Consider the following 21,037-nt stretch of genomic DNA (forward strand, 5'->3'; position numbering starts at 1 on the left):
GGGTCGGGCCCGATCGCTTCGTTCGGCACCGGTCCCTCCCCACGTGGGGACCGGTGCCGAACGGTGCGGGGGTGTCGATCCTCGTCAGGGGACGTGGATCGAGACGGTTGTGGACGTTGTGTGGCGGTGTGCGGAGCGGGATCGTCGCCGAAGCTGGCCGGAAACAGATGGTTCATGGCTCGGTTCTGCGGGCGCTGTGCCGGTGGCCTGCGTGTGCGGCGGCCCCGAGGTGCGCGGCCCGGGCTTGATCCTGCCAGTCGGGACTCGTGACGAGGAGGGTCCGGTGCTCCCGCCAGGGCTTCGTCGCAGGTCAGGCATATAAGGTGAGTTTTCCGGTCCGGATATCCAGGTGTGGGGGAAGTTAAGGGGTGGATGCCTTGAGTTACGACTCAGGGGCACGCACAGCCTTCGCGGAGCGTCTCGCGCTGCTGTACAAGGAAGCGGGCAATCCTCCTCTCAAGAGCGTTTCCGAGTCGGTCGTCCGGCTGCAGCGGGTCGACGAACGCGGGCGGCCCGTGCGGGTGTCCGCCCAGCGGATCAGTGACTGGCGGCGGGCCAGGAACGTGCCCGCGCAGTTCGCCGCCCTCGCGGCCGTCCTGCATGTGCTGATCCCCGAGGCCCGGCGGGCGCGGCCCGTCCCGGTCTCCAAGGGGCTGTACGACATGGCCCAGTGGCAGCGGCTGTGGGAGCTGGCCCTGGCCGACCCCGTCGGCGAGCGCCCGGCGGGGGCGTCCGCGTCCCCCTCGTCCGCGGCGGCCGCCGCCTCCGCCGCGGCTCTGGAGGAAGAGCACACCCCGGGTACGGGCTCGCCCATCCCCGGCGGTGTCTGCCCCTACCGGGGGCTGGCCTCGTATCGGCAGCAGGACGCGCGGTGGTTCTTCGGGCGGGAGCGGAGCACCGACGCGCTCGTCGCCCAGTTGCGCGCGGCGGAGCCGACGGGCGGGCTCGTCATGCTCGTGGGCGCCTCGGGCGCCGGAAAGTCCTCCCTGCTGAACGCGGGGCTCGTCCCCGCGGTGCGCAACGGTGCCCTCGGCAGCCGCCCGGACGGCCCGGACGGCCCGGCCGGTGCGAGGCATACGGGGAGCGCGGCGGGCGGCCGTACCGGCGAAGGCCGCGTGGAGAGCCGGGCCGGCGAGGTGCTCCAGCTCGTGCCGGGTGCCGATCCGCTCGGGGAGCTGACGCGTCACATACCGGAGCTGGGGCAGGTCGTGTCCGCCGCGTACGAGCCCGGCACGCCGATGTTCGCCGAGGCGGTGCGGGAGGCCGTCGCGGCCTGGGCACGGCGGCGCGAGCCGTCCCCGGACGGCAATGGGGCCGCCCCCGACGACGCTGGGACCACCCCCAACACCACTGGGACCACCCCCAACAGCCCGTCCACCCCCACCCGCCCCGTCCTGATCGTCGACCAGTTCGAGGAAACCTTCACCCTCTCCTCCGACGAAGCCGACCGGCGCACCTTCATCCAGCTGCTCAGCGCGGCGTGCACGCCCGGCGACCCGGGCGGGCAGGCCCCCGTGCTCGTCGTTCTCGGCATTCGGGCCGACTTCTACGAGCAGTGCCTCGGGTATCCGGAGCTGGCGGACGCGTTGCAGCACCGGCACATGGTGCTGGGGCCGTTGACCACGGCGGAGTTGAGGGAGGCCGTGGTGGGGCCGGCCAAGGCCGTGGGCCTGGAGTTGGAACCGGGGCTGGCGGAGTCGATCGTGCGGGAGGTGAGTGCGGACGGGCCGCGCGGCGCGCACGACGCGGGCGTGCTGCCGCTGCTGTCGCACGCGCTGCTCGTGACCTGGCAGCGGCGGAAGGCGGGGCGGCTGACGCTGGCCGGGTATCGGGCGGCGGGCGGCATCCAGGGCGCGGTGGCGGCGACCGCCGAGCGGGCCTGGACGGGGCTGGACCCGGCGGCCCGTACGGCCGCGCGGCTGCTTCTGCTGCGCCTGGTCCGGCTGGGCGAGGACACGCAGGCCACGCGGCGGCGGGGGACGCGGCGGCAGTTGGCGGACGGGTCGGCGGATCCGGACAAGACGGAGGAGTCGCTGGAGGCGCTGGTCCGCGCCCGGCTGGTGACGCTCGACGCGGAGACCGTGGAGATCACCCATGAGGCGTTGCTGCACGCCTGGCCGCGGTTGCGGGGATGGATAGACGAGGGGCGCAACGACCATCTGCTACGGCAGCGGCTGGAGGAGGACGGCCGGGCCTGGGAGGAGTCGGAGCGCGACACCTCCCTGCTCTACCGGGGGTCGCGGCTCGAACAGGCCCACACCTGGGCGAAGTCCGCCGGGGACACCTTCCTGACCCGGAGCGCGGTGGAGTTCCTGGCCGCCTCGGTCCGGCTGCGTCGGCGTACCGTCTGGATCAGCCGGAGTGCCGTGGCGGCGCTGGTGGCGCTCGCCCTGGTGGCCGTCGGCTCGGCGGTGGTCGCGTGGCAGCAGCGCAACGACGCGGTGTTCGAGCAGGTGGTCGCCGAGGCCGACCGCGTCCAGCACACGGATCCGTCGCTGTCCGCCCAACTCGACCTGGTGGCGCACGGCCTGCGGCCCGACGACGAGGGCACCGACAACCGGCTCGTCTCGATCGTCAACGCGCCCCTGGCCACCCCGCTCCTCGGCCACGGCGGCGCCGTCTACCTGACCTCGTTCAGCCCGGACGGGAAGTACCTGGCCACCGCCAGCTACGACCGGAACGTACGGCTGTGGGACGTGGCGGACCCCTCCCGGCCCAAGGCGCTGGGCGAACCCCTCACCGGGCACACGAGTTGGGTGAGCACGTCGGTCTTCGCTCCGGACGGCCGTACGCTCGCCAGCGCCGGCGACGACGGCACGATCCGACTGTGGGACGTACGGGATCCGAGCGCGCCGCGGTCGTTCGGCGCGCCGCTGACCGGGCACCGGGGCGGCACGATCTATCTGCTCGCCTTCAGCCCGGACGGGAAGACGCTCGCGTCCGTGGGCGAGGACCGCACCGTACGGCTGTGGGACGTGAGCGACCCGGCGCACGTGACGGCGCTCGGCGCGCCGCTCACCGGGCACACCGCGCCCGTACGGGCCGTGGCGTTCGGCCCGGACGGGAAGACGCTGGCGACCGGGGGCGACGACGACACGATCCGGCTGTGGGACACGGCCGATCCGCGTGATCCGGCGCCGCTCGGCACGGTGCTCGAGGGCCATACGGCCGGGGTGCACTCCGTGGCCTTCAGCCCCGACGGGAAGACGCTGGCCAGCGGCAGTTCGGACAACACCGTCCGGCTCTGGGACGTGGCCGATCCCCGGCACGCGAGCGCGCTCGGGTCGCCGCTCACCGGGCACACCGCCCCCGTCTGGTCCGTGGCCTTCAGCCCCGAGGGGGGCCTGCTCGCCGCGGGCAGCGCGGACAGTACGGCGAGTCTGTGGAACGTGGCCGATCCGGAGTATCCGTCGCAGGTGGGCGAGCCGCTGGCCGGGGCCAGCGGCGAGATGTTCGCGGTCTGCTTCAGCCCGGACGGGAAGACCCTCGCCACCGGGAGCGGGGACAGCAAGGTGCGGCTGTGGTCGATACCGACGTCGGACATGGTCGGCCGCAAGGGGGTGTTCCGTCCGGACGGGCGGGTGCTCGCCACGGCCGGACGCGACGGCCGGATCCGGCTGTGGAACGTCGCGGAGTCCGGCCGCCCGGTGCCGCTGAGCGAACCGTTCCTGGCCGAGGACGGCGGCAATCGCGCCCTGGTGTTCTCCCCCGACGGCCGCACCCTCGCCATCGTGGCCGGAAACCGGGACCTGCATCTGTGGGATGTCAGCGACCCCACCCATCCGGTCCGCCACCGGCCGCCCGTCACGCTGCGGACCCGGTACACCGACGCCCTGGCCTACAGCCCGGACGGGCGCACGCTGGCCACCGTCTACGACGATCACACCATCCAGCTGTGGGACGTCAGCGACCCGACCCACGTCGTTCCGTTCGACCGGCGGCTCACCGGCCACAAGGGCTACATCCTCGAACTCGACTTCAGCCCGGACGGCCGCACGCTCGTCAGCGGCAGCGCGGACGGCACCATCCGTATGTGGAAGGTGACCGACCCGAGCCGCGCCACCCGGCTCGGCAAGCCCCTCACCGACCACCACGGCCCCGTCAAGGCCCTCGCCTTCAGCCCGGACGGCACGACGCTGGCCAGCGGCGGCGACGACGACACGGTCCGCCTCTGGGACGTCACCGACCCCGCCGGGGCGACCCGGCTCGGCGAACCCCTCACCGGTCACACCGAAGCGCTCGTGTCGCTGAGCTACAGCCCCGACGGCCGGACCCTGGCCAGCGGCGGCAACGACAGCACCGTCCGGCTGTGGAACGTCACCGACCCCGCCGAGGCCTCCCCCATCGGCCAGTCGATGAGCCCCAACGCCAAGACCGGCAACTTCCTGTCCTTCAGACCCGAGAGCCACATGCTGGGGGTGTCCAGCGGCGCCGACACCGTACGGCTGTGGAATCTCGACGTCGACGACGCCGTACGGCACATCTGCGCGACGACGCGCGGTGTGCTGACTCGGGAGAAATGGGACGAGTACCTGCCGCGGCTGGAGTACGAACCGCCCTGCGGACGTACCTAACAAACGTTTGGACACTGCCTCGGTTGTACGTGATCCCGATCACAACTTGTCCACGCAGTGGACCAGTCGGCTCCCGTCCTGCGAGCAGCCTTGTTAGCCTTGGCCATAGCCCGGTCGCTGGTGCATCCCCCGTCGCCAGCGACCGGGCCCTTCTCTGCCCTGGCACCGTTCGACCACGCGTCGGCCCGTCGGGACGCTCCGGGGCGGCCGGTGCCGTCAGCCGTTCCAGGCCTCGTCGTACGGGTCCTGCGGTGCCTTGACCGGCTTGGTGGTCGTGACGTCGAGGTACGGGACGGCGGTGCCGTTGACCGGGTCCTTGGCCTGTCGGGGGCTGTAGGTGCCGGTGACCTCGATCCAGGTGTCGGGCCGGAGGACGGCCGGGAGTTCACCGGTGAGGGCGATCTTGACGGGCTGGGCGTCGGCGGCGCAGCAGTTGAGGGCCATGCGCACGAGGTACGGATTGCCGGCGCCGTCCAGGGCGAGGAACCCGGTGACCTTGAGCGGGCGGCCGGCGAGGGCGCGGCCCTTGTCGTAGACCGCGCGGCCCGCGTAGTCGGCGACGCTCAGGCGGAGGGTGCCGTCGGCGGGGAGCGTGGGGTAGCCCCAGGGCTGCTCCTGGAGGGCCGTGCCGGTGCGCATCGCGGTGTAGGAACCGGCGGCGGGCGGGGCGACCAGGACGAGGGCGAGGAGGGGGAGGACGAGGAGCCAGGAGACCCGGGGTTCGTGAGGGGTGTGGGCCGTACCGGTCTCGATGGCGTCGGCGTGGGCCCTACCGGTCTCGGTGGCGTCGCCGGTGCCTGGGGCGCCGGCTTCGGGGTCGTCCTGCCGGTGTGCCGCCCGGCGTTCGTACCGGACCGTCGCGACCGCGGCGGCTATCAGCACCACGCCCGCGCCTATGAGCAGCGGTTGGAGGCCTGCCTTGACGTACCGGAGGTAGAGGTCGGTGAAGCCGGCGTGGAGGAGGGCGCCGCCGGTGAGGAAGAGGACGACGGTCTGGGCCTGGCGGTTCACAGGAACACCGCCCCGACGAGGGCCGACACCAGGATCGCGAGGGTGAAGGTGGCGGGGGCGAAGCGGAGCGCGAAGGCGCGGCCGAAGGTGGCGGTCTGCATGGCGAAGAGTTTCAGGTCGATCATCGGGCCGACGACCAGGAAGGCCAGCCGGGAGGTCAGGGAGAACTGCGTCAGCGAGGCGGCGACGAACGCGTCCGCCTCCGAGCAGATCGAAAGCAGTACGGCGAGGACCGCCAGGGCGAGGATCGCGACGACCGGGTTGTCGGCGGCGGCGTTGAGCCAGCTCGCCGGGACGACCGCCTTGAGCGTGGCCGCCGCCATCGCGCCGACGACCAGGAACCCGCCCGCGTGCATCACGTCGTGCCGCACCGAGCCCCAGAACGCCGCGCCCTTGCTCTGCCCCTCGTAGGACGGCCGCTCCGGCGGACGCATCCATTCACCCCGGCCCAGGCGCTGCCACAGCCAGCCCATCGCGCAGGCCACGAGCAGGCTCGCCACGAACCTGGCCAGCACCATCTCGGGGTTCCCCGGGAAGGCCACGGCGGTCGCCGTCAGCACGATCGGGTTGATCGCGGGGGCGGAGAGAAGGAAGGCGAGCGCCGCCGCGGGCGTCACACCCCGGCGCACGAGGGCGCCCGCGACCGGTACCGAGGCGCATTCGCACCCCGGCAGCACCACACCGGCCATGCCCGCCGCCGGTACCGCCAGCGCGGGCCGCTTCGGCAGCGCGCGGGCGAAGAACGACGCCGGCACGAACACCGCGATGGCCGCCGACAGCAGCACCCCGATGACCAGGAACGGCAGGGCCTGCACGACCACCGCCACGAACACCGTCATCCAGCTCTGCGTCACGGGCGCGGACAGCAGGCCGCGCAGGGGGCCCTGCGCGACGACCGCCAGGACCAGCAGCATGGTGAGGAGGAGCGGTGAGTCGAGGTGCCGACCGCGGTGGGGGGCTTCTTCCTTGGAAATGGCCACGGGGGACGGTACCTCCGTAGGGAACGGCTGTGCTGTGCGGGCCGGTTCGGCCTCCCCTCTCATACGGCGCCCGGGGCACGGTTGCTCACGGCCGTCCCCCCTCTCTTTTAGTAATGGGATCCATTTTCATGTAGCGTTCCGGGACATCACCTGTGGAGGAGGACCCCATGGCCGTACCCAAGCGGAAGATGTCCCGCAGCAACACCCGTCACCGTCGCGCCCAGTGGAAGGCGAGCACGCCGCAGCTGGTGCCGTTCACGGTCGACGGCGCCACGCATCTCGTACCGCAGCGGCTGCTGAAGGCGTACGAGCGCGGGCTGATCCAGCCGGAGGGCTGAGCCCGTGACCACGGCGCACGACGGAACGGCGCACGACGGACTCGACCGGCTTCCCGTCACGGTCCTCTCCGGCTTTCTCGGCGCGGGCAAGACCACTCTGCTCAACCATGTCCTCGCCAACCGCGAGGGGCTCCGGGTGGCGGTCATCGTCAACGACATGAGCGAGGTCAACATCGACGCCGCCCTCGTGCGCGGCGGCGAGGCGGCGCTGTCGCGCACGGAGGAGCGGCTGGTCGAGATGACCAACGGCTGCATCTGCTGCACCCTGCGCGACGATCTGCTGGAGGAGGTGGACCGGCTGGCGCGGGAGGGTCGTTTCGACTATCTGCTCATCGAGAGTTCGGGGATCTCCGAGCCGATGCCCGTGGCGGCGACCTTCGCCTTCGCGCGCGACGACGGTGCCATGCTCTGGGACCTCGCCCGGCTCGACACCATGGTCACGGTCGTCGACGCGGTGAACTTCCTGCCCGAGCTGGCGGGTGGTGACGAGCTCGTGGCGCGGGGGCTCGACCAGTACGAGGACGACGAGCGGACGGTGAGCGATCTGCTGATGGACCAGGTCGAGTTCGCCGATGTGATCGTGCTCAACAAGCTCGACCTCGTCGACGCGCCGACCGCCGAGCGGCTCGCGGCGACGCTGGCGCGGCTCAACCCGGCCGCGCGGATCGTGCCGGTCAGCCATGGCCGTGTGCGGGTCGCGGAGGTGCTCGGCACCGGGGCGTTCGACCTCGAACGGGCCCAGCAGGCGCCGGGGTGGGTGCGGGAGCTGAACGGTGACCATGTGCCGGAGACCGAGGAGTACGGCATCTCCTCGACCGTCTTCCGGTCCGAACTCCCCTTCCATCCAGGACGGTTGTGGACCTTCGTGACCGAGGCGCTCGACAGCGGTTCCTTCGGGGAGGTCCTGCGCTCCAAGGGCTTCTTCACCCTGGCCAGCCGGCCGGGCGTCGTCGGACTGTGGTCCCAGGCCGGGTCCGTCGCCCGCTTCGAACCGTCCGCCGCGCGGGACGACGAGGCCCCGTACGCACAGGAGTTGGTCTTCATCGGGACGGGTTTGCGGGCGGAGCGGCTGCGGTCGGCCTTGGCGGGTTGCCTGATGGGCGAGGGCGAGCTCCTTTCCCGGTCCGCCCTCGGCGATCCGTTCCCCGCGTGGGACACGTACGGAATCGACGACGCTTGCGAACACGAGCAACCCGCCGGGGTGGGCTGACCGAGAGTGCCGGGTGCGGGTGGTGTGTGGTTGCTCGCGCAGTTCCCCGCGCCCCTGAAAACACCGGGCTCGACCCACGCCGTCAAGGGGCGCGGGGCTGTGTTGGACCTGCGGCTACCGCCGCGTGGGCGCGACCAGCCCCCACCCACCCGCACCCGACCCACCACCTCGCCGCCCCCAGAGCTACGCCCCCGCCCTCGCCCGCCTTCCCAACAGCTCCGCCAGCCCCCGCCGCGTGGCCGCCAGCACCACGCGGTCCTCGGCGCGGAGCACGTACGTGAGGGGCAGGTCCCAGATCAGCCCCGCCCCCGACGGCGCCCCCGGTGCCCGCTCGGCGCCGGATTCTCCCGGCGCGGCCGTGTCGAGGGCCAGCACACGCCACGCGCCCGCCCGGAATGCCTCGGCCACGGTCCGGCCCTCCAGGCGGGGGTGGCCGCGGACCTCGACGGCCGCGAAGAGCAGGACACGGCGTTCGACGGGGATCGCCCCCAGGATCTGACGGCCCATCATCGCGCCGGCGAACGCGGGCGCGGCGAGGTGGGTGACGCTGCGGCTGCGGGTGAGGGCGCCGGGGTGGGCGGCGCGCAGGGTGCGGTAGACGGCGGTGGCGAAGTCGTCGTCGTAGAGGCGGAGGACGACGCGCAGGTCGGGGCGGACGGAACGGGCGTACAGGCCGGCTTCGAGGTTCGTCGTGTCGGAGCTGGTGACGGCGAGGAGCGCGTGGGCGCGGTGGATCTTGGCGGCCTCCAGGACGCCTTCCTGGGTCACGTCGCCGAGCACGACCGGCACCCTCAGTCGGCGGGCCTCCGCCAGGCCCCGTGCCTCGGGGTCGGCCTCGACGCAGACGACCGGGATGTGCAGGTCACGCAGGCGCGCGAGCACCCGGGTGCCGATCTTGCCGAGGCCGAGGAGGACGACGTGCCCGGAGAGGCCGCGGGGCGGCTTGCGGAGGGCGGTGCCGCTGCGGAAGGTGCCGAGGGCCTCCAGCACGGCGGCCAGGAGCACGGGCAGGAGGAGTAGGCCCATGAGGCCGGAGAGGAGTTGGAGGATCTGGCGGGAGTCGCTCTGGTCGGTCGCCGGGTCGGCGATCCCGAAGAGGTCGAGGAGGGTCGCGTACGTCGCCTGGAGCGGATGCTCCCCGGTGATGACCATCTGGGCGACGGCGAGGGCGAACACACACGCGATCAGCCCCGCGAGGGACCACCGCAGCCGCCGCGAGAGCAGCGACCCGAACGCCCCGAAGGCCCCCAGCGACCCGCCGCCCGCCCGGCCGGGCGGCAGCGCGGGTCCGGCGTAGCGCACGGTGTCCAGTACGACGGTCCCGCGTCCGGTGGCCGCCGCCACCGCCCGCTCGTCGGGCAGGAGTTGGGGGCCGCGCTCCCCGCTGCTCTCTGAACCGTCGGCTCCGGCGGGGTCGTTGGTGGTGGCCGAGAGGAGTGCGAGCGTGCACAGACCTCCCGGGCTCTGACCACCACGGCCCGGCGGGCGTTCCACGGCCCGCAGCATCAGCCCGTCCGTCTGCACGACCTTGGTGGTCCCGACGACGGCGGTCGCGGCCAGCGCGGGCGCGGCCGTGTCGGCGTCGGAGAGGACGGTCGTCGAGGCGCCCAGGCCGTCGACCCCGTCGTCGGCGGCGCCTCCGGTGGCCAACGCCGCGGCCTGGTCGAGGAGTTCCTCGATGTGCTGCCCCAACCGGCGGTTGTAGAGCCGGAGGACGAGCCGCAGGCGCGGGTTGAGGCGCCGGGCGGTCAAGGCCGCGCGGATGTTGGTCTCGTCGTCGTCATACACGAGCGCCAGTGCGGCGGCCCGCTCCACCCCGGCCTCGGCGAGCACGGCCTCGGTGGCCTCGGCGGCTTCCAGGACCCGGTCGCCGTTGCGGTCGTTCCTGTCCTCGCCCCGGTCGCCCTGATCGCCCCGTTCCCCTCTGTCTCCGGTCCGGTCGCCGATTGCCTGATCGCCGTTGCCCGCCGCCCGGTTGACCGCCGCCGTCACCCGGTCGAGGAGCGCGGCGGCGCCGCGGGCGCGTCCGACGACCGGCCGCTGCGCGACCCGGGCGGTGGGCGGCACGACGAGCGTCACCTGCTCCCCGTACACGTTCCGCAGTTCGGCGGCGAGCCGGTGTGCCAGCCCGTCGTCCCCGCAGACGACCATGTGCGCGCCGGAGTCGGCCGCCGGTCTGCTTCGCCCGCTCGGGGCGGGTGACCGGCCCGGGACGACCGGACCTGACGGTGTGCCGGGACCGGTCGTCCCGGCCGGGTCGGCCGGACCCGCCTGTCGGCCCGGACCGGTACGGCTGCTCTGCTGCGAAGGACTCCCCACGAGGCAGAAGACTGCCTCATCGGCGCGGCCGGTTCCTCAGTGATCCAGGTCACTGTTGAGAGTGTGAGTGCGACGGCGGGTGGAAATCCGTACTCAAGAGGGTCGGGGTGACGACGGTGTCCGGATGCGAGGATGGGGCGCCATGACCGCAGGGTGGGGTTCGCGCACAGCACGCGCCGCGATGTTCGCGGCCGTCTGTGTGCTGCTCGCCGCCCTGGGACACGTGATGATGTCCGGCAGCCAGGTCCCCTGGTGGGCGATGGCCGCCGGGGCCGCCGCGACGGGTGCCGTCGGCTGGTGCCTGGCCGGACGTGAACGCGGGCTCCCGCTGATCACCTCCGTCGTGGTCGCCGCCCAGACCGCCCTGCACTCGGGCTTCGAACTGGTGCAGTCGGCGGGCCCGATGGCGGACAGGGGATCCGCCCACATGATTCACACGGCCCCCACGGCTGCGGCCGGTCACATGGACCACGTGGACCACACCGGGTACCTCCTGGACGGCTCGTCCGCGTCCTCCTCATCGTTCCTGGCGTCGCTCGCGTCCGCGTACGCGTCGTCGGCCGGCATGTTCACCGCGCATCTGCTGGCCGCGCTGCTGTGCGGTCTGTGGCTGGCGTACGGCGAACGCGCCGCCTTCGGTCTGCTGCGGGCCGTCGCCGGCTGGCTGGCCGCACCGCTGCGGCTGTCGCTCGCGCTGCCCGCCGCGCCGGAGCGGCCGCGCCCTCGGGTGCGCCGCGGCCGGTCCGACCGGTCACCGCGACGGCTCCTTCTCGTCCATGCGATCACCTCTCGCGGGCCACCCGCCGGGACCGCTGTCATCTGACGACAGCCGGTGACCCGAGGCGGCCGCTACGGCACACGCCTCGGGCTTCGGCCGTACGCCGCCCACGCGCGTGCCGTACGGCCGGTTTCCCTTCCTCACCGGACCGCCTGACGCGTTCTCACATGCCCGCGTCGCTCGGTGGTCCGGATCCCGGATGACCCGAGAAGGACACCAGGTGATCACCCTTACCCCCCTGCCTGCCTCGATCCCGCAGGCCAGGTCCACGACCGACGAGTCCATAACCGCCTGGGCGCTGGCCGCCCGCGGTGGGGACCCGGAGGCCGTCGAGCGGTTCGTCGGTGCGCTGCACCGTGACGTCCAGCGGTTCGTCGCCCACCTCTGCGCGGACCCGCAGGCCGTGGACGACCTCGCCCAGGAGGTTTTCCTGCGGGCGCTCGGCAGCCTGCACCGGTTCGAGGGGCGGTGCTCGGCCCGTACGTGGCTGCTGTCCATCGCCCGGCGGGCCGTGACCGACAGCTTCCGGTACGCGGCGGCGCGGCCGCGGCTGTCCGATGTGCCGGACTGGCGGCTGGCCGTCGAGCGCGCGCAGCCTCGGGGGCTGCCCGGGTTCGACGACGGGGTCGCGCTGGTCGATCTGCTGAGTGCGTTGCCCGAGGAGCGGCGGGAGGCGTTTGTGCTGACGCAGGTGGTGGGGTTGTCGTACGAGGACGCGGCGGAGCTGAGTGGGTGTCCGGTGGGGACGGTGCGGTCTCGGGTGGCTCGGGCCAGGGCGACGCTGGTGGGGTTGCTGGCGGCGGCGGAGGCCCAGGAGGTGGAGGTGTTGGTGGCGGCCTGAGGGCGCGCCCGGGCTTTGCTCGCCCCCGCCGCCCCTACCCGTCCCGTCCCCAGGGGCGCTGCCCCTTCGACCCCGAGGGGTGGGTTTTTCGGGTGCGGGTGGGTGGGGGCTGGTCGCGCAGTTCCCCGCGCCCCTGAAAAGCAGGGCCTGGTCTTTTAGGGGCGCGGGGAACTGCGCGAGCAATGGGGTCAGGGTCGTGGGCCGACGTGGCGTTGTGCGAAGTCCAGTTCCAGGCGGAGTTGTTTGATGCGTTCGTCGACCACCAGGGAGCCGTGGCCGGCGTCGTAGCGGTAGACCTCGTGGACGGCGCCTCGGCCGGCCAGTCGGTCGACGTAGTTGTCGATCTGGCGGATGGGGCAGCGGGGGTCGTTGACACCGGCGGAGATGTAGACGGGGGACTTCACCGCGTCGACGTAGGTCAGAGGGGACGAGGCCTCGAAACGCTCGGGGACCTCCTCGGGCGTGCCGCCGAGGAGTGTGCGGTCCATGGCCTTCAGCGCCTCCATCTCGTCGTGGTACGCGGTGACGTAGTCGGCGACGGGGACGGCCGCGATGCCGAGCGTCCAGGCGTCCGGCTCGACGCCGAGGCCGAGGAGCGTGAGGTACCCGCCCCAGGAGCCGCCGGTGAGGATGAGGCGTTCGGGATCGGCGAAGCCGGAGCTCACCGCCCACTCCCGGACCGCCGCGATGTCCTCCAGCTCGATCAGACCGACCCGGTGCTTCAGCGCGTCGGTCCAGGCACGGCCGTAGCCCGTGGAGCCGCGGTAGTTGATGCGGATCACCGCGTACCCGTGGTCCAGCCAGGCCGCCGGGCCGGCGGCGAAGGCGTCGCTGTCGTGCCAGGTCGGGCCGCCGTGGATGTCGAAGACGGTGGGGTACGGCCCCGAGACGCCGGCCGGGCGCTGCACGAGGGCGTGGACGCGGCCGCCGGGGCCGTCCACCCAGACGTCCTCCACCGTCACCGAGCCGGGGGACTTCATCCCCGGCGGGTCGAGGACCACCCTGCCCGTCGTGGAGCGGACGACCGGCGGTTCGGCGGCCGAGGACCACAGGTACTCCACGCTGCCGTCGGGGCGGGCCGTGGCCCCGGACACCGTGCCCTTCGGGGTGTCCACGCGCTCCAGACGCCGGGACGCCAGGTCGTAGCGGAACAGCTCGCTGCGGGCCTCGAAGCTGTGGGCGACGAGCAGGGCGGAGCCGTCCGGATACCACTCGGCGCTCAGATCACCCTCCAGCCGGTCGGCGAGTCCGAGGTCGGTCTCCTCGGCGGAGACCACGTCCCAGACGAGCGGCTCCCAACGGCCGCCCCGCTGGTGGCCGATGAGCAGCCGGGTGTCGCCGTCGACCGGGGCGAAGCCCATCACCTCCAGGCCCAGCTCGATCGTGCCGCCCTTGGTGTCGTCGAGCTCGGCGACCGTCGTGCCGTCCGCCCGGACCACGCGCAGCGCCGAGTGCATCGCGTCGCCGTGCTCGGTGTGCTCGATCGCGATCAGCGAGCCGTCGTGCGAGAGGTCGCCGACACCGGCGGACTCCCGGTGGCGGTAGATCTCGACGGGCGCCGCGCCCTGCCGGGACAGATGGATCGTGGAGCCGTCCTCGTCCGTCGAGCGGCCGACGATCGCCGTACGGCCGTCGCGGCCGATCGCCAGGCCCGCCGGGTACGACGGGGCCAGGCCCGGTGCCGCCTCCTCGTCCGGGCCGCCGTGGAACGGCTGACGGCGCCAGACGCCGAACTCGTCGCCGTCCTTGTCGTCGAACCACCAGATCCACTCGCCGTCGGGCGAGAGCACACCGTCCGTCGTGCCGTTGGCCCGGTCCGTGACCTGGCGCTGCTCGCCGGTCGCGCGATCCCACGCGTACAACTCGTACGTGCCCGTGGCGTTGGAGACGAACAGCGAGCGGTGCGGCGCGTCCTCCGCCCAGTCCGGCAGGGACACCCTCGGCGCCCGGAACCTCTTCTCCCAGTCGGGCATGGACCCGCTCTGCTCCTGCGGGGTGGACCCGTTGCTCTCAGTCATGGCCCCATACTGCCCCGCCCGCACGACAATGTGCCGCCGAGGCCCCCAGCCTGTGGATAACTTTGACCGCCGAGGCCCCCGACGGCCTGCGACGGCCTTCGACAGCGCTCGACGGCCTTCGACGGCCCCCGGCGGCCCTCGACGGTTCCGGCCGGGCCGAGTGTCAGTGGCCGGGTGCAGACTCGCCCCATGACCTCATCGACCTCATCGACCTCAACGACCTCAACGACTGATCTGCGCAAGACCGTTGAGAGTTTCTGGGCCGCCGCCGAGGGCCGGGACTGGGCCGCGTTCGCCGAGACGCTGGCGGAGGACGTCGTGTACGAGCTGCCGCAGACGCGGGAGCGGATACGCGGCAAGGAACGGTACATGGAGTTCAACCGCGAGTATCCGGGCGACTGGCACGCCCGGATCGAGCGGATCGTCGCCGAGCCGGGGCAGGTGGTCAGCTGGATCCACGTCACGGTGGGGCTGGAGGACCTGCACGCGATCTCCTTCTTCACCGGGGACGAGGACGGCCGGATAGCCACGGTCACAGACTTCTGGCCCGAGCCGTACGAGCCGCCGGCCGGTCGTGAGCACCTCGTCGAGCGGTACTGAGCGGCGGGCCGTGCGGGCCGTGGGGAGCGACCCCGCGGCCGGGCGCCCGGCGCGGGCACCGTACGGTGGAAGGCGTGTACCGGTTTCTGCTGACGCCCCGATGGTGGGGGATCAACGTCTTCGTGCTGCTCGCCATCCCCTTCTGTGTGTTCATGGGGTCGTGGCAGCTGAGCCGGTTCGAGGACCGGATGCAGGACCATCGCGCGGCGACCGAGCGGATCGACCCGGCGGACCGGGCCCCGGCACGGCCGCTGGACGAGCTGCTGCCGGTGGACAAGGAGACCTCGGGCGAACTCGCCACGGTGACGGGTCGGTACGGCGAGCAGCTCCTCGTGCCGCACCGCGAGGTGGACGGCAAGAGCGGCTTCTACGTGCTGACGCTGCTGCGCACCGACGAGGGCAAGGCCCTTCCGGTCGTGCGGGGCTGGCTGCCCGGCGCCGCGGATCCGGACCGGGCCCCGGCCGCGCCCACCGGCGAGGTCACCGTGACCGGTTCACTGCAGGCGTCCGAGACCCCGGGGTCGAACGGCGTGCCCGTCCAGGGCGGGCTCCCGGCCGGCCAGACCACGGCGATCAGCGCGGCGGCGCTGGTGAACCTCGTGCCGGACGACCTGTACGACGCGTGGATCACGCTCGACAAGGGCGACTCGGGGATGAAGGCCGTGCCCGCGACCGCGCCGCAGGGCACCGGGCTCGACCTGAAGGCCTTCCAGAACCTCGGCTACACCGGCGAGTGGTTCGTCTTCGCCGGCTTCGTCGTCTTCATGTGGTTCCGACTGCTCCGCCGCGAGGTCGAGTTCCTCCGGGACGCGGAACTGGGCCTGGTCCCGGACGAGAACCAGCCGGGCGACGGCCGCCCGGACGAGAACCGCCCGGACGAGAACCGCTCCCGGGAAGCCGAGCCGGCCCGGTAGGACCGGCGGGCCCGTCCGGCAGGAGCGCCGCCTGCCACCAGGAAACCCGGCGGCCCCCGTTCAGGACCCCGCCAGCAGTCCCGTCCGGTAGACCACGCCCGCGCACGCGTTGCCGACGGCGGTCGTGAAGGTGGCGACGCCGCCCTCGGTGGTGTGGGAGACGAGGACGCTGCCGTCCTCGACGCCGCCGTCCTCGGTGACGAGCTGGGTGGTCACGGTGTTGGAGCCGTCGGTGGTGGTGCCGGGTGTCTCCTCCTCCGTGGGTGTCGGGTCCACGGTCGGGTCCGGGCCGCCGGTGGTGCCATCGGTCGTACCGCCGGTGGTGGGGCAGGGCTCGGACGGCACCCAGGCGAACTGCACCTCGTACGCCGTTCCCGGCGCCAGCACCAGCTGGGTCGGGGACAGCGACGGGTCGGGCAGTGCGGTGGCCGCGTCTCCGGCGACATGGTTCGCCACGGTGATCTTCGCCCCGTCCGCGGCACCCTGCGGGGTGGTGCTCACACCGCCCGCGCCGGTGACCGTACAACTGGTGCCGGAGATGTTGGAGACGCGGAACGTGCCGTAGACGGCGCCGCTGGAGTCCGGTGCGCCCACGCTGCCGCCGCCGCCGAGCTGGGCCGCCGTGCACAGGGACGTGGCAGCGCTCGTGCGCGTCGGCTGGGCGCCGCCCGTGGAGCCGTGGCTCTCGTCCTTGCCCTTGTCGCCCTTGTCCTTCTCGCTGCCCTTGCCGGATTCCTTCGAGCCTCCGGAGGAGCCGCCCGACGAACCGTCCCCGCCGGTCTGCCCCTTGGACTGGCCCGCGGACCCCTGCGTCTGGGAGCCGTTGCCCATGATGGAGGGGTTGACGTCGGAGCCGGTGGAGTTGGAGACGTGGACGAGGGCCGGGATCGCCGTGCCGATGAAGAGCGCGGCGGCGGCCATGCCGACGACGGCCTGCCGCTTGCGCGCCCGCCGGGCCGGTACCGCCCGCCGTAGATGATCCAGGGTGCCGTCCCTGGGCTCGATCTCCGACACCGCCTGGTGCAGCAGATTGCGCAGCACCAGCTCGTCCGACTCGAACCCGCCGAGCCCCTTCGGCCCCGAGCCGTTCGACCCGGACGTGCCCGAACCCGACCTGCCCGAACCCGACCTGCCCGGACCGGGCCTGCCCGATCCGGACCCGGCCGAGCGCAGACCGCCGAAGCGCAGCTCATCGGCACCCAGCTCGGCCGTACCCGAGTCACCCGAACGCGAGCCGTCCGTACTCGAGTCACCCGCACCCGAGTCACCCGCACCCGAGTCGTCCGTACGCGGACCGCCCGTACCCGAGTCCTCGCCCGTGTCCGAGTCGTCGGCCGAATTCAGGTCGGCCGAAGGCGGATCGTCCGAACGCGGGTCGTCCGGCCGCGGGTCGTCCGGCCGCGAGTCGTCCGGAGCGCGGCCTTCGAGACCCTGGCCCTTGGAGGTGGGGCCTTGTTCTTCGGGGCCGTGATTCACAGTTCCGTTCCCAGCGTGCGATTGCGTGTCTTCGTGCTCCTCGAGCCCGCGCCCCCCGACGCGCCCGTCCGGCCCGCGCCGTCCGGCGCGTTCGTCATCGCGCTCCTCGGCGCGTTCGTCGTCGTCCCGGCGTCCCCAGGAGGCACGCCTCCGGGCGCCGAGCTCATCGTGCCCGTCGCGCCTGTCGGGTCCGTCGTCCCTGCCGTGCGCGCTCATGCCGGCGCCTCCATGGCGACGCGCAGTGCCGCGATGCCCCGGGAGCCGTACGCCTTGACCGAGCCCAGCGATATGCCGAGCGTCTCGGCGACCTGGGCCTCGGTCATGTCGGCGAAGTACCGCAGCACGAGGACCTCGCGCTGCCGGCGCTGGAGACCCTTCATCGCCTTGATGAGGGAGTCGCGCTCCAGCAGGTCGTACGCGCCCTCCTCCGCGCTCGCCATGTCGGGCATCGGCTTCGAGAGCAGCTTCAGACCGAGGATGCGGCGGCGCAGGGCGGAGCGCGAGAGGTTCACGACCGTCTGGCGCAGATAGGCGAGCGTCTTCTCCGGGTCACGGACGCGCTTGCGCGCCGAGTGCACCCGGATGAAGGCCTCCTGGACGACGTCCTCGCAGGAGGCGGTGTCGTCGAGAAGGAGGGCCGCGAGGCCGAGGAGCGAACGGTAATGGGCGCGGTAGGTCTCGGTGAGATGGTCGACCGTCGTACCGGAGGCCGGCACCGTGGACGTGTCGTCCGCACCGTCGCGCTGACTGGGTATGCGGGTCGGCCGCGCCGCGGGCATCGGCGCGATCACCGGCATGCCGCCGGCCGAACCGGGCGCACGGGGACGGCGGGGTGGACGGAGGGCGGTGCCCCTCGTCTGTACCGCGGTGAAATCGAGAACCTCTGCCACGCCTGTTGGACCCGCGTCCCCCCGTCGAGGTTGTACGCGACAGGCATCTCTTTTGCGTCGGACCGCACACGTGTCCCTATGGCATATGCGTCTGTCGGTACGGCGGATGCGCCCCCCGGCACGCTGCGCGCACCCGTCGGTACGACCCACCGAACACCGGACAGCGCGTCGAACGCCCTCATGCGTACCAGCTCTTCCCCTATGCCCCAAGTGTTGGCGCCCAGCCCCGCCGAAGGGCGCCCGTTAAAGACGCTCCCCGTCCGCCGCGCGGTTGCGGAGGACGGGGAGGAAAATCCCTCGATTCCCGGGAGGCCTGAATCAACCCGGAAATCCCACGACTGCCCGGCCGGAAATCCTCCGCCCGCCGAACCGTCGACTCGAAGAACTTACACGCCGCCACCGACAACGGCCCATACCAATTGGCCCCGGCGTCGACACGCGGCGACAGCCGATCTACGCACGGCAGCGGGCCGCTCGCAACGAAATCGGCCCACAGTGCGCTGATGGACAACGGACAGTGCACCCTCAGTCAACCAGCGGTGCCCCTGGGGGGCGGCGACCGGCCCTGCGCCGCGGCCGACCGGCGCTACGCCGCCCGCTCCGCCGCCACCAGCTCTGCGATCTGCGCGGTGTTGAGGGCGGCGCCCTTGCGCAGATTGTCGCCGCAGACGAAGAGTTCGAGGGCCGTCGGGTCGTCGAGGGCCCGGCGTACGCGCCCCACCCAGGTCGGGTCGGTGCCCACCACGTCGGCGGGGGTGGGGAACTCCCCCGCGCCCGGGTCGTCGCAGAGCACGACCCCCGGGGCGGTGGCGAGGATCTCGCGTGCCTTGGCGACGGTGACCTCGCCCTCGAAGCGGGCGTGGACGGTGAGCGAGTGCGCGGTGACGACCGGCACCCGTACACAGGTCACGGCGACCGGCAGGGTCGGCAGCCCGAGGATCTTGCGGGACTCGTCCCGGACCTTCATCTCCTCCGACGACCAGCCGTCCGCCCGGAGCGACCCGGCCCACGGCACCACGTTCAGCGCCACCGGCTCCGGGAACGGCCCGGTGTTGTCGCCCACGGCCCGCCGTACGTCACCGGGAGTGGTCCCCAGTTCCGTGCCGGCGACCAGGGCGATCTGCTGTCGCAGGGTCTCCACGCCGGCCCGTCCCGCGCCGCTGACCGCCTGGTACGAGGAGGCCACCAGCTCACGCAGCCCGAACTCGGCGTGCAGCGCGCCGAGCGCCACGATCATGGAGAGGGTCGTGCAGTTGGGGTTGGCGATGATCCCGCGAGGACGGCTGCGAGCGGCGTGCGGATTGACCTCGGGGACGACGAGGGGAACCTCCGGGTTCATCCGGAAGGCGCCCGAGTTGTCCACCACGACCGCGCCCTTGGCCGCCGCGATCGGCGCCCAGTGCTCCGCCACCTCGTCCGGTACGTCGAACATGGCGACGTCGACCCCGTCGAAGGCCTCCTCCGACAGGGTCGTCACCTCGACCTGCTCCCCGCGCAGGGCCAGCTTGCGGCCGGCCGAGCGGGGGGAGGCGATCAGACGGATCTCGCCCCAGATGTCCGCGCGGTGGGACAGGATCTGGAGCATGACCGTGCCGACGGCCCCGGTCGCACCCACGACCGCGAGCGTCGGCCTGCCGGTGCGCCCGGCATCGACGGCCATCAGCGGCCGGTACCCCCGTAGACGACGGCCTCGTCGCTGTCGGAGTCGAGCCCGAAGGCGGAGTGCACGGCGCGCACGGCCCCGGGGACGTCGTCGGCGCGGGTGACGACCGAGATGCGGATCTCGGAGGTCGAGATCAGCTCGATGTTCACGCCCGCGTCGCTCAGCGCCTCGAAGAAGGAGGCGGTGACCCCCGGGTTGGTCTTCATGCCCGCGCCGACCAGGGAGATCTTGCCGATCTGGTCGTCGTAGCGCAGCGAGTCGAACCCGATGCCGTCCTTGTTCTTCTCCAGGGCGTCGATCGCCTTGCGGCCCTCGGTCTTGGGGAGGGTGAAGGAGATGTCCGTCAGGCCGGTCGTCACGGCGGAGACGTTCTGCACCACCATGTCGATGTTGACCTCGGCATCGGCGATGGCGCGGAAGATCGCGGCGGCCTCGCCCGGCTTGTCCGGGACGCCGACGACCGTGACCTTGGCCTCGGAGACGTCGTGGGCGACTCCGGAGATGATGGCGTGCTCCACCTTGTGGTCCCCTTGCGACTCTGGCTTCTCGTTGCTGACCCAGGTGCCCGGCAGTCCGGAGAAGGACGAGCGGACGTGGATCGGGATGTCGTAGCGGCGGGCGTACTCCACACAGCGGTGGAGCAGCACCTTCGAACCGGACGCGGCCAGTTCGAGCATGTCCTCGGAGGAGATCCAGTCGATCTTCCGGGCCTTCTTCACGACGCGCGGATCGGCGGTGAAGACGCCGTCGACGTCCGTGTAGATCTCACAGACCTCGGCGTCGAGCGCGGCGGCCAGCGCGACGGCGGTCGTGTCCGACCCGCCACGGCCGAGGGTCGTGATGTCCTTCTTGTCCTGACTGACGCCCTGGAACCCGGCGACGATCGCGATGTTGCCCTCGTCCAGCGCCGTACGGATACGGCCGGGTGTGACGTCGATGATCCGGGCTTTGTTGTGGACCGAGTCGGTGATGACGCCTGCCTGGCTACCGGTGAACGACTGGGCCTCGTGGCCCAGGTTTTTGATCGCCATGGCCAGCAGCGCCATGGAGATACGCTCTCCGGCGGTCAGCAGCATGTCGAACTCACGCCCGGCAGGCATCGGTGACACCTGCTCGGCGAGATCGATCAGCTCGTCCGTCGTGTCGCCCATCGCGGAAACGACGACGACCACCTGGTGGCCGTTCTTCTTCGCTTCCACGATCCGCTTGGCGACGCGCTTGATGCCCTCGGCATCGGCTACGGAGGAGCCTCCGTACTTCTGCACGACAAGGCCCACGTGCGCTCCTCGCTCGGTTCAGTCACTTTTCCGCACATACACACGTACTGCGGTCGGCTCAGTTTAGCGAGCGGCCGCATTCCCCTTCTCCGGTATCGCATGGTGAGATGTCCCGCTCACCACTTGATCACCTCGGATTCCTCCGGGG

General features: G+C 72.3%; 15 protein-coding genes. 7 read left to right on the forward strand and 8 right to left on the reverse strand.

Translation table 11 applies throughout. From position 1 onward, the window contains the following. Positions 1 to 368 precede the first annotated feature (368 nt). Positions 369 to 4,574, forward strand: a complete 4,206-nt coding sequence (locus JIX56_RS20575) for a WD40 repeat domain-containing protein (protein ID WP_257542671.1) — start codon at positions 369 to 371, stop codon at positions 4,572 to 4,574. A 216-nt stretch (positions 4,575 to 4,790) separates the two neighbouring features. Here the strand turns inward: JIX56_RS20575 and JIX56_RS20580 are convergent, their stop codons facing one another. Both JIX56_RS20580 and JIX56_RS20585 read right to left on the reverse strand, forming a co-directional pair. After that, complete coding sequence (locus JIX56_RS20580) at positions 4,791 to 5,585, reverse strand: TIGR03943 family putative permease subunit (RefSeq protein WP_257542672.1); 795 nt, start codon at positions 5,583 to 5,585, stop codon at positions 4,791 to 4,793. Beyond that, the gene (locus tag JIX56_RS20585) at positions 5,582 to 6,565 is read right to left on the reverse strand and encodes a permease (RefSeq protein ID WP_257542673.1); all 984 of its coding nucleotides are present in this window, start codon (positions 6,563 to 6,565) and stop codon (positions 5,582 to 5,584) included. The genes JIX56_RS20580 and JIX56_RS20585 overlap by 4 nt, the downstream gene beginning before the upstream one ends. 167 nt (positions 6,566 to 6,732) lie before the next feature. Between JIX56_RS20585 and rpmF the strand changes: the two genes are divergently transcribed. Next, positions 6,733 to 6,903, forward strand: a complete 171-nt coding sequence (gene rpmF, locus JIX56_RS20590) for a 50S ribosomal protein L32 (RefSeq protein WP_257542674.1) — start codon at positions 6,733 to 6,735, stop codon at positions 6,901 to 6,903. A 4-nt stretch (positions 6,904 to 6,907) separates the two neighbouring features. Further along, the gene (locus tag JIX56_RS20595; protein WP_257542675.1) at positions 6,908 to 8,113 is read left to right on the forward strand and encodes a GTP-binding protein; all 1,206 of its coding nucleotides are present in this window, start codon (positions 6,908 to 6,910) and stop codon (positions 8,111 to 8,113) included. Positions 8,114 to 8,296: 183 nt separating this feature from the next. Here JIX56_RS20595 and JIX56_RS20600 read toward each other — a convergent pair whose 3' ends face one another. Further along, positions 8,297 to 10,264: an NAD-binding protein gene (locus JIX56_RS20600; protein WP_257542676.1), complete on the reverse strand. Its 1,968-nt coding sequence runs from the start codon at positions 10,262 to 10,264 to the stop codon at positions 8,297 to 8,299. Between the two features lie 310 nt (positions 10,265 to 10,574). On the opposite strand from JIX56_RS20600, the gene JIX56_RS20605 reads away from it, so the two are divergent. Both JIX56_RS20605 and JIX56_RS20610 read left to right on the forward strand, forming a co-directional pair. After that, on the forward strand, positions 10,575 to 11,255 hold the full coding sequence (locus JIX56_RS20605; RefSeq protein ID WP_257542677.1) for a hypothetical protein: 681 nt from the start codon (positions 10,575 to 10,577) through the stop codon (positions 11,253 to 11,255). Positions 11,256 to 11,409: 154 nt separating this feature from the next. Further along, complete coding sequence (locus JIX56_RS20610; RefSeq protein WP_257542678.1) at positions 11,410 to 12,051, forward strand: sigma-70 family RNA polymerase sigma factor; 642 nt, start codon at positions 11,410 to 11,412, stop codon at positions 12,049 to 12,051. 188 nt (positions 12,052 to 12,239) lie between these two features. Here the strand turns inward: JIX56_RS20610 and JIX56_RS20615 are convergent, their stop codons facing one another. Then, the gene (locus JIX56_RS20615; RefSeq protein WP_257542679.1) at positions 12,240 to 14,069 is read right to left on the reverse strand and encodes a S9 family peptidase; all 1,830 of its coding nucleotides are present in this window, start codon (positions 14,067 to 14,069) and stop codon (positions 12,240 to 12,242) included. Positions 14,070 to 14,258: 189 nt separating this feature from the next. Here JIX56_RS20615 and JIX56_RS20620 point away from each other — a divergent pair, with 189 nt between their 5' ends. Next, complete coding sequence (locus JIX56_RS20620) at positions 14,259 to 14,669, forward strand: nuclear transport factor 2 family protein (RefSeq protein WP_257542680.1); 411 nt, start codon at positions 14,259 to 14,261, stop codon at positions 14,667 to 14,669. A gap of 74 nt (positions 14,670 to 14,743) precedes the next feature. Next, positions 14,744 to 15,583 carry an SURF1 family protein gene (locus tag JIX56_RS20625; RefSeq protein ID WP_257542681.1) on the forward strand — a complete coding sequence of 280 codons (840 nt, stop codon included), beginning with the start codon at positions 14,744 to 14,746 and terminating at the stop codon, positions 15,581 to 15,583. Between the two features lie 60 nt (positions 15,584 to 15,643). Here the strand turns inward: JIX56_RS20625 and JIX56_RS20630 are convergent, their stop codons facing one another. The 4 genes from JIX56_RS20630 to JIX56_RS20645 all read right to left on the reverse strand — a co-directional run bounded on the left by JIX56_RS20630 (position 15,644) and on the right by JIX56_RS20645 (position 20,889). Further along, entirely contained in the window at positions 15,644 to 17,059 is a 1,416-nt protein-coding gene (locus tag JIX56_RS20630) for a hypothetical protein (protein WP_257542682.1), read from the reverse strand. Positions 17,060 to 17,271: 212 nt separating this feature from the next. Beyond that, positions 17,272 to 17,949 (reverse strand): SigE family RNA polymerase sigma factor, encoded by a 678-nt coding sequence (locus JIX56_RS20635; protein ID WP_257542683.1) that lies wholly within the window; start codon positions 17,947 to 17,949, stop codon positions 17,272 to 17,274. Positions 17,950 to 18,535: 586 nt separating this feature from the next. Then, positions 18,536 to 19,609, reverse strand: coding sequence for an aspartate-semialdehyde dehydrogenase (locus JIX56_RS20640; RefSeq protein ID WP_257542684.1), 1,074 nt, complete (start codon positions 19,607 to 19,609; stop codon positions 18,536 to 18,538). Then, the gene (locus tag JIX56_RS20645; protein WP_257542685.1) at positions 19,609 to 20,889 is read right to left on the reverse strand and encodes an aspartate kinase; all 1,281 of its coding nucleotides are present in this window, start codon (positions 20,887 to 20,889) and stop codon (positions 19,609 to 19,611) included. Before JIX56_RS20645 ends, JIX56_RS20640 begins: the two co-directional genes overlap by 1 nt. Positions 20,890 to 21,037: the final 148 nt, after the last annotated feature.

Source organism: Streptomyces sp. CA-210063 (assembly GCF_024612015.1).
Classification (GTDB): Bacteria; Actinomycetota; Actinomycetes; order Streptomycetales; family Streptomycetaceae; genus Streptomyces.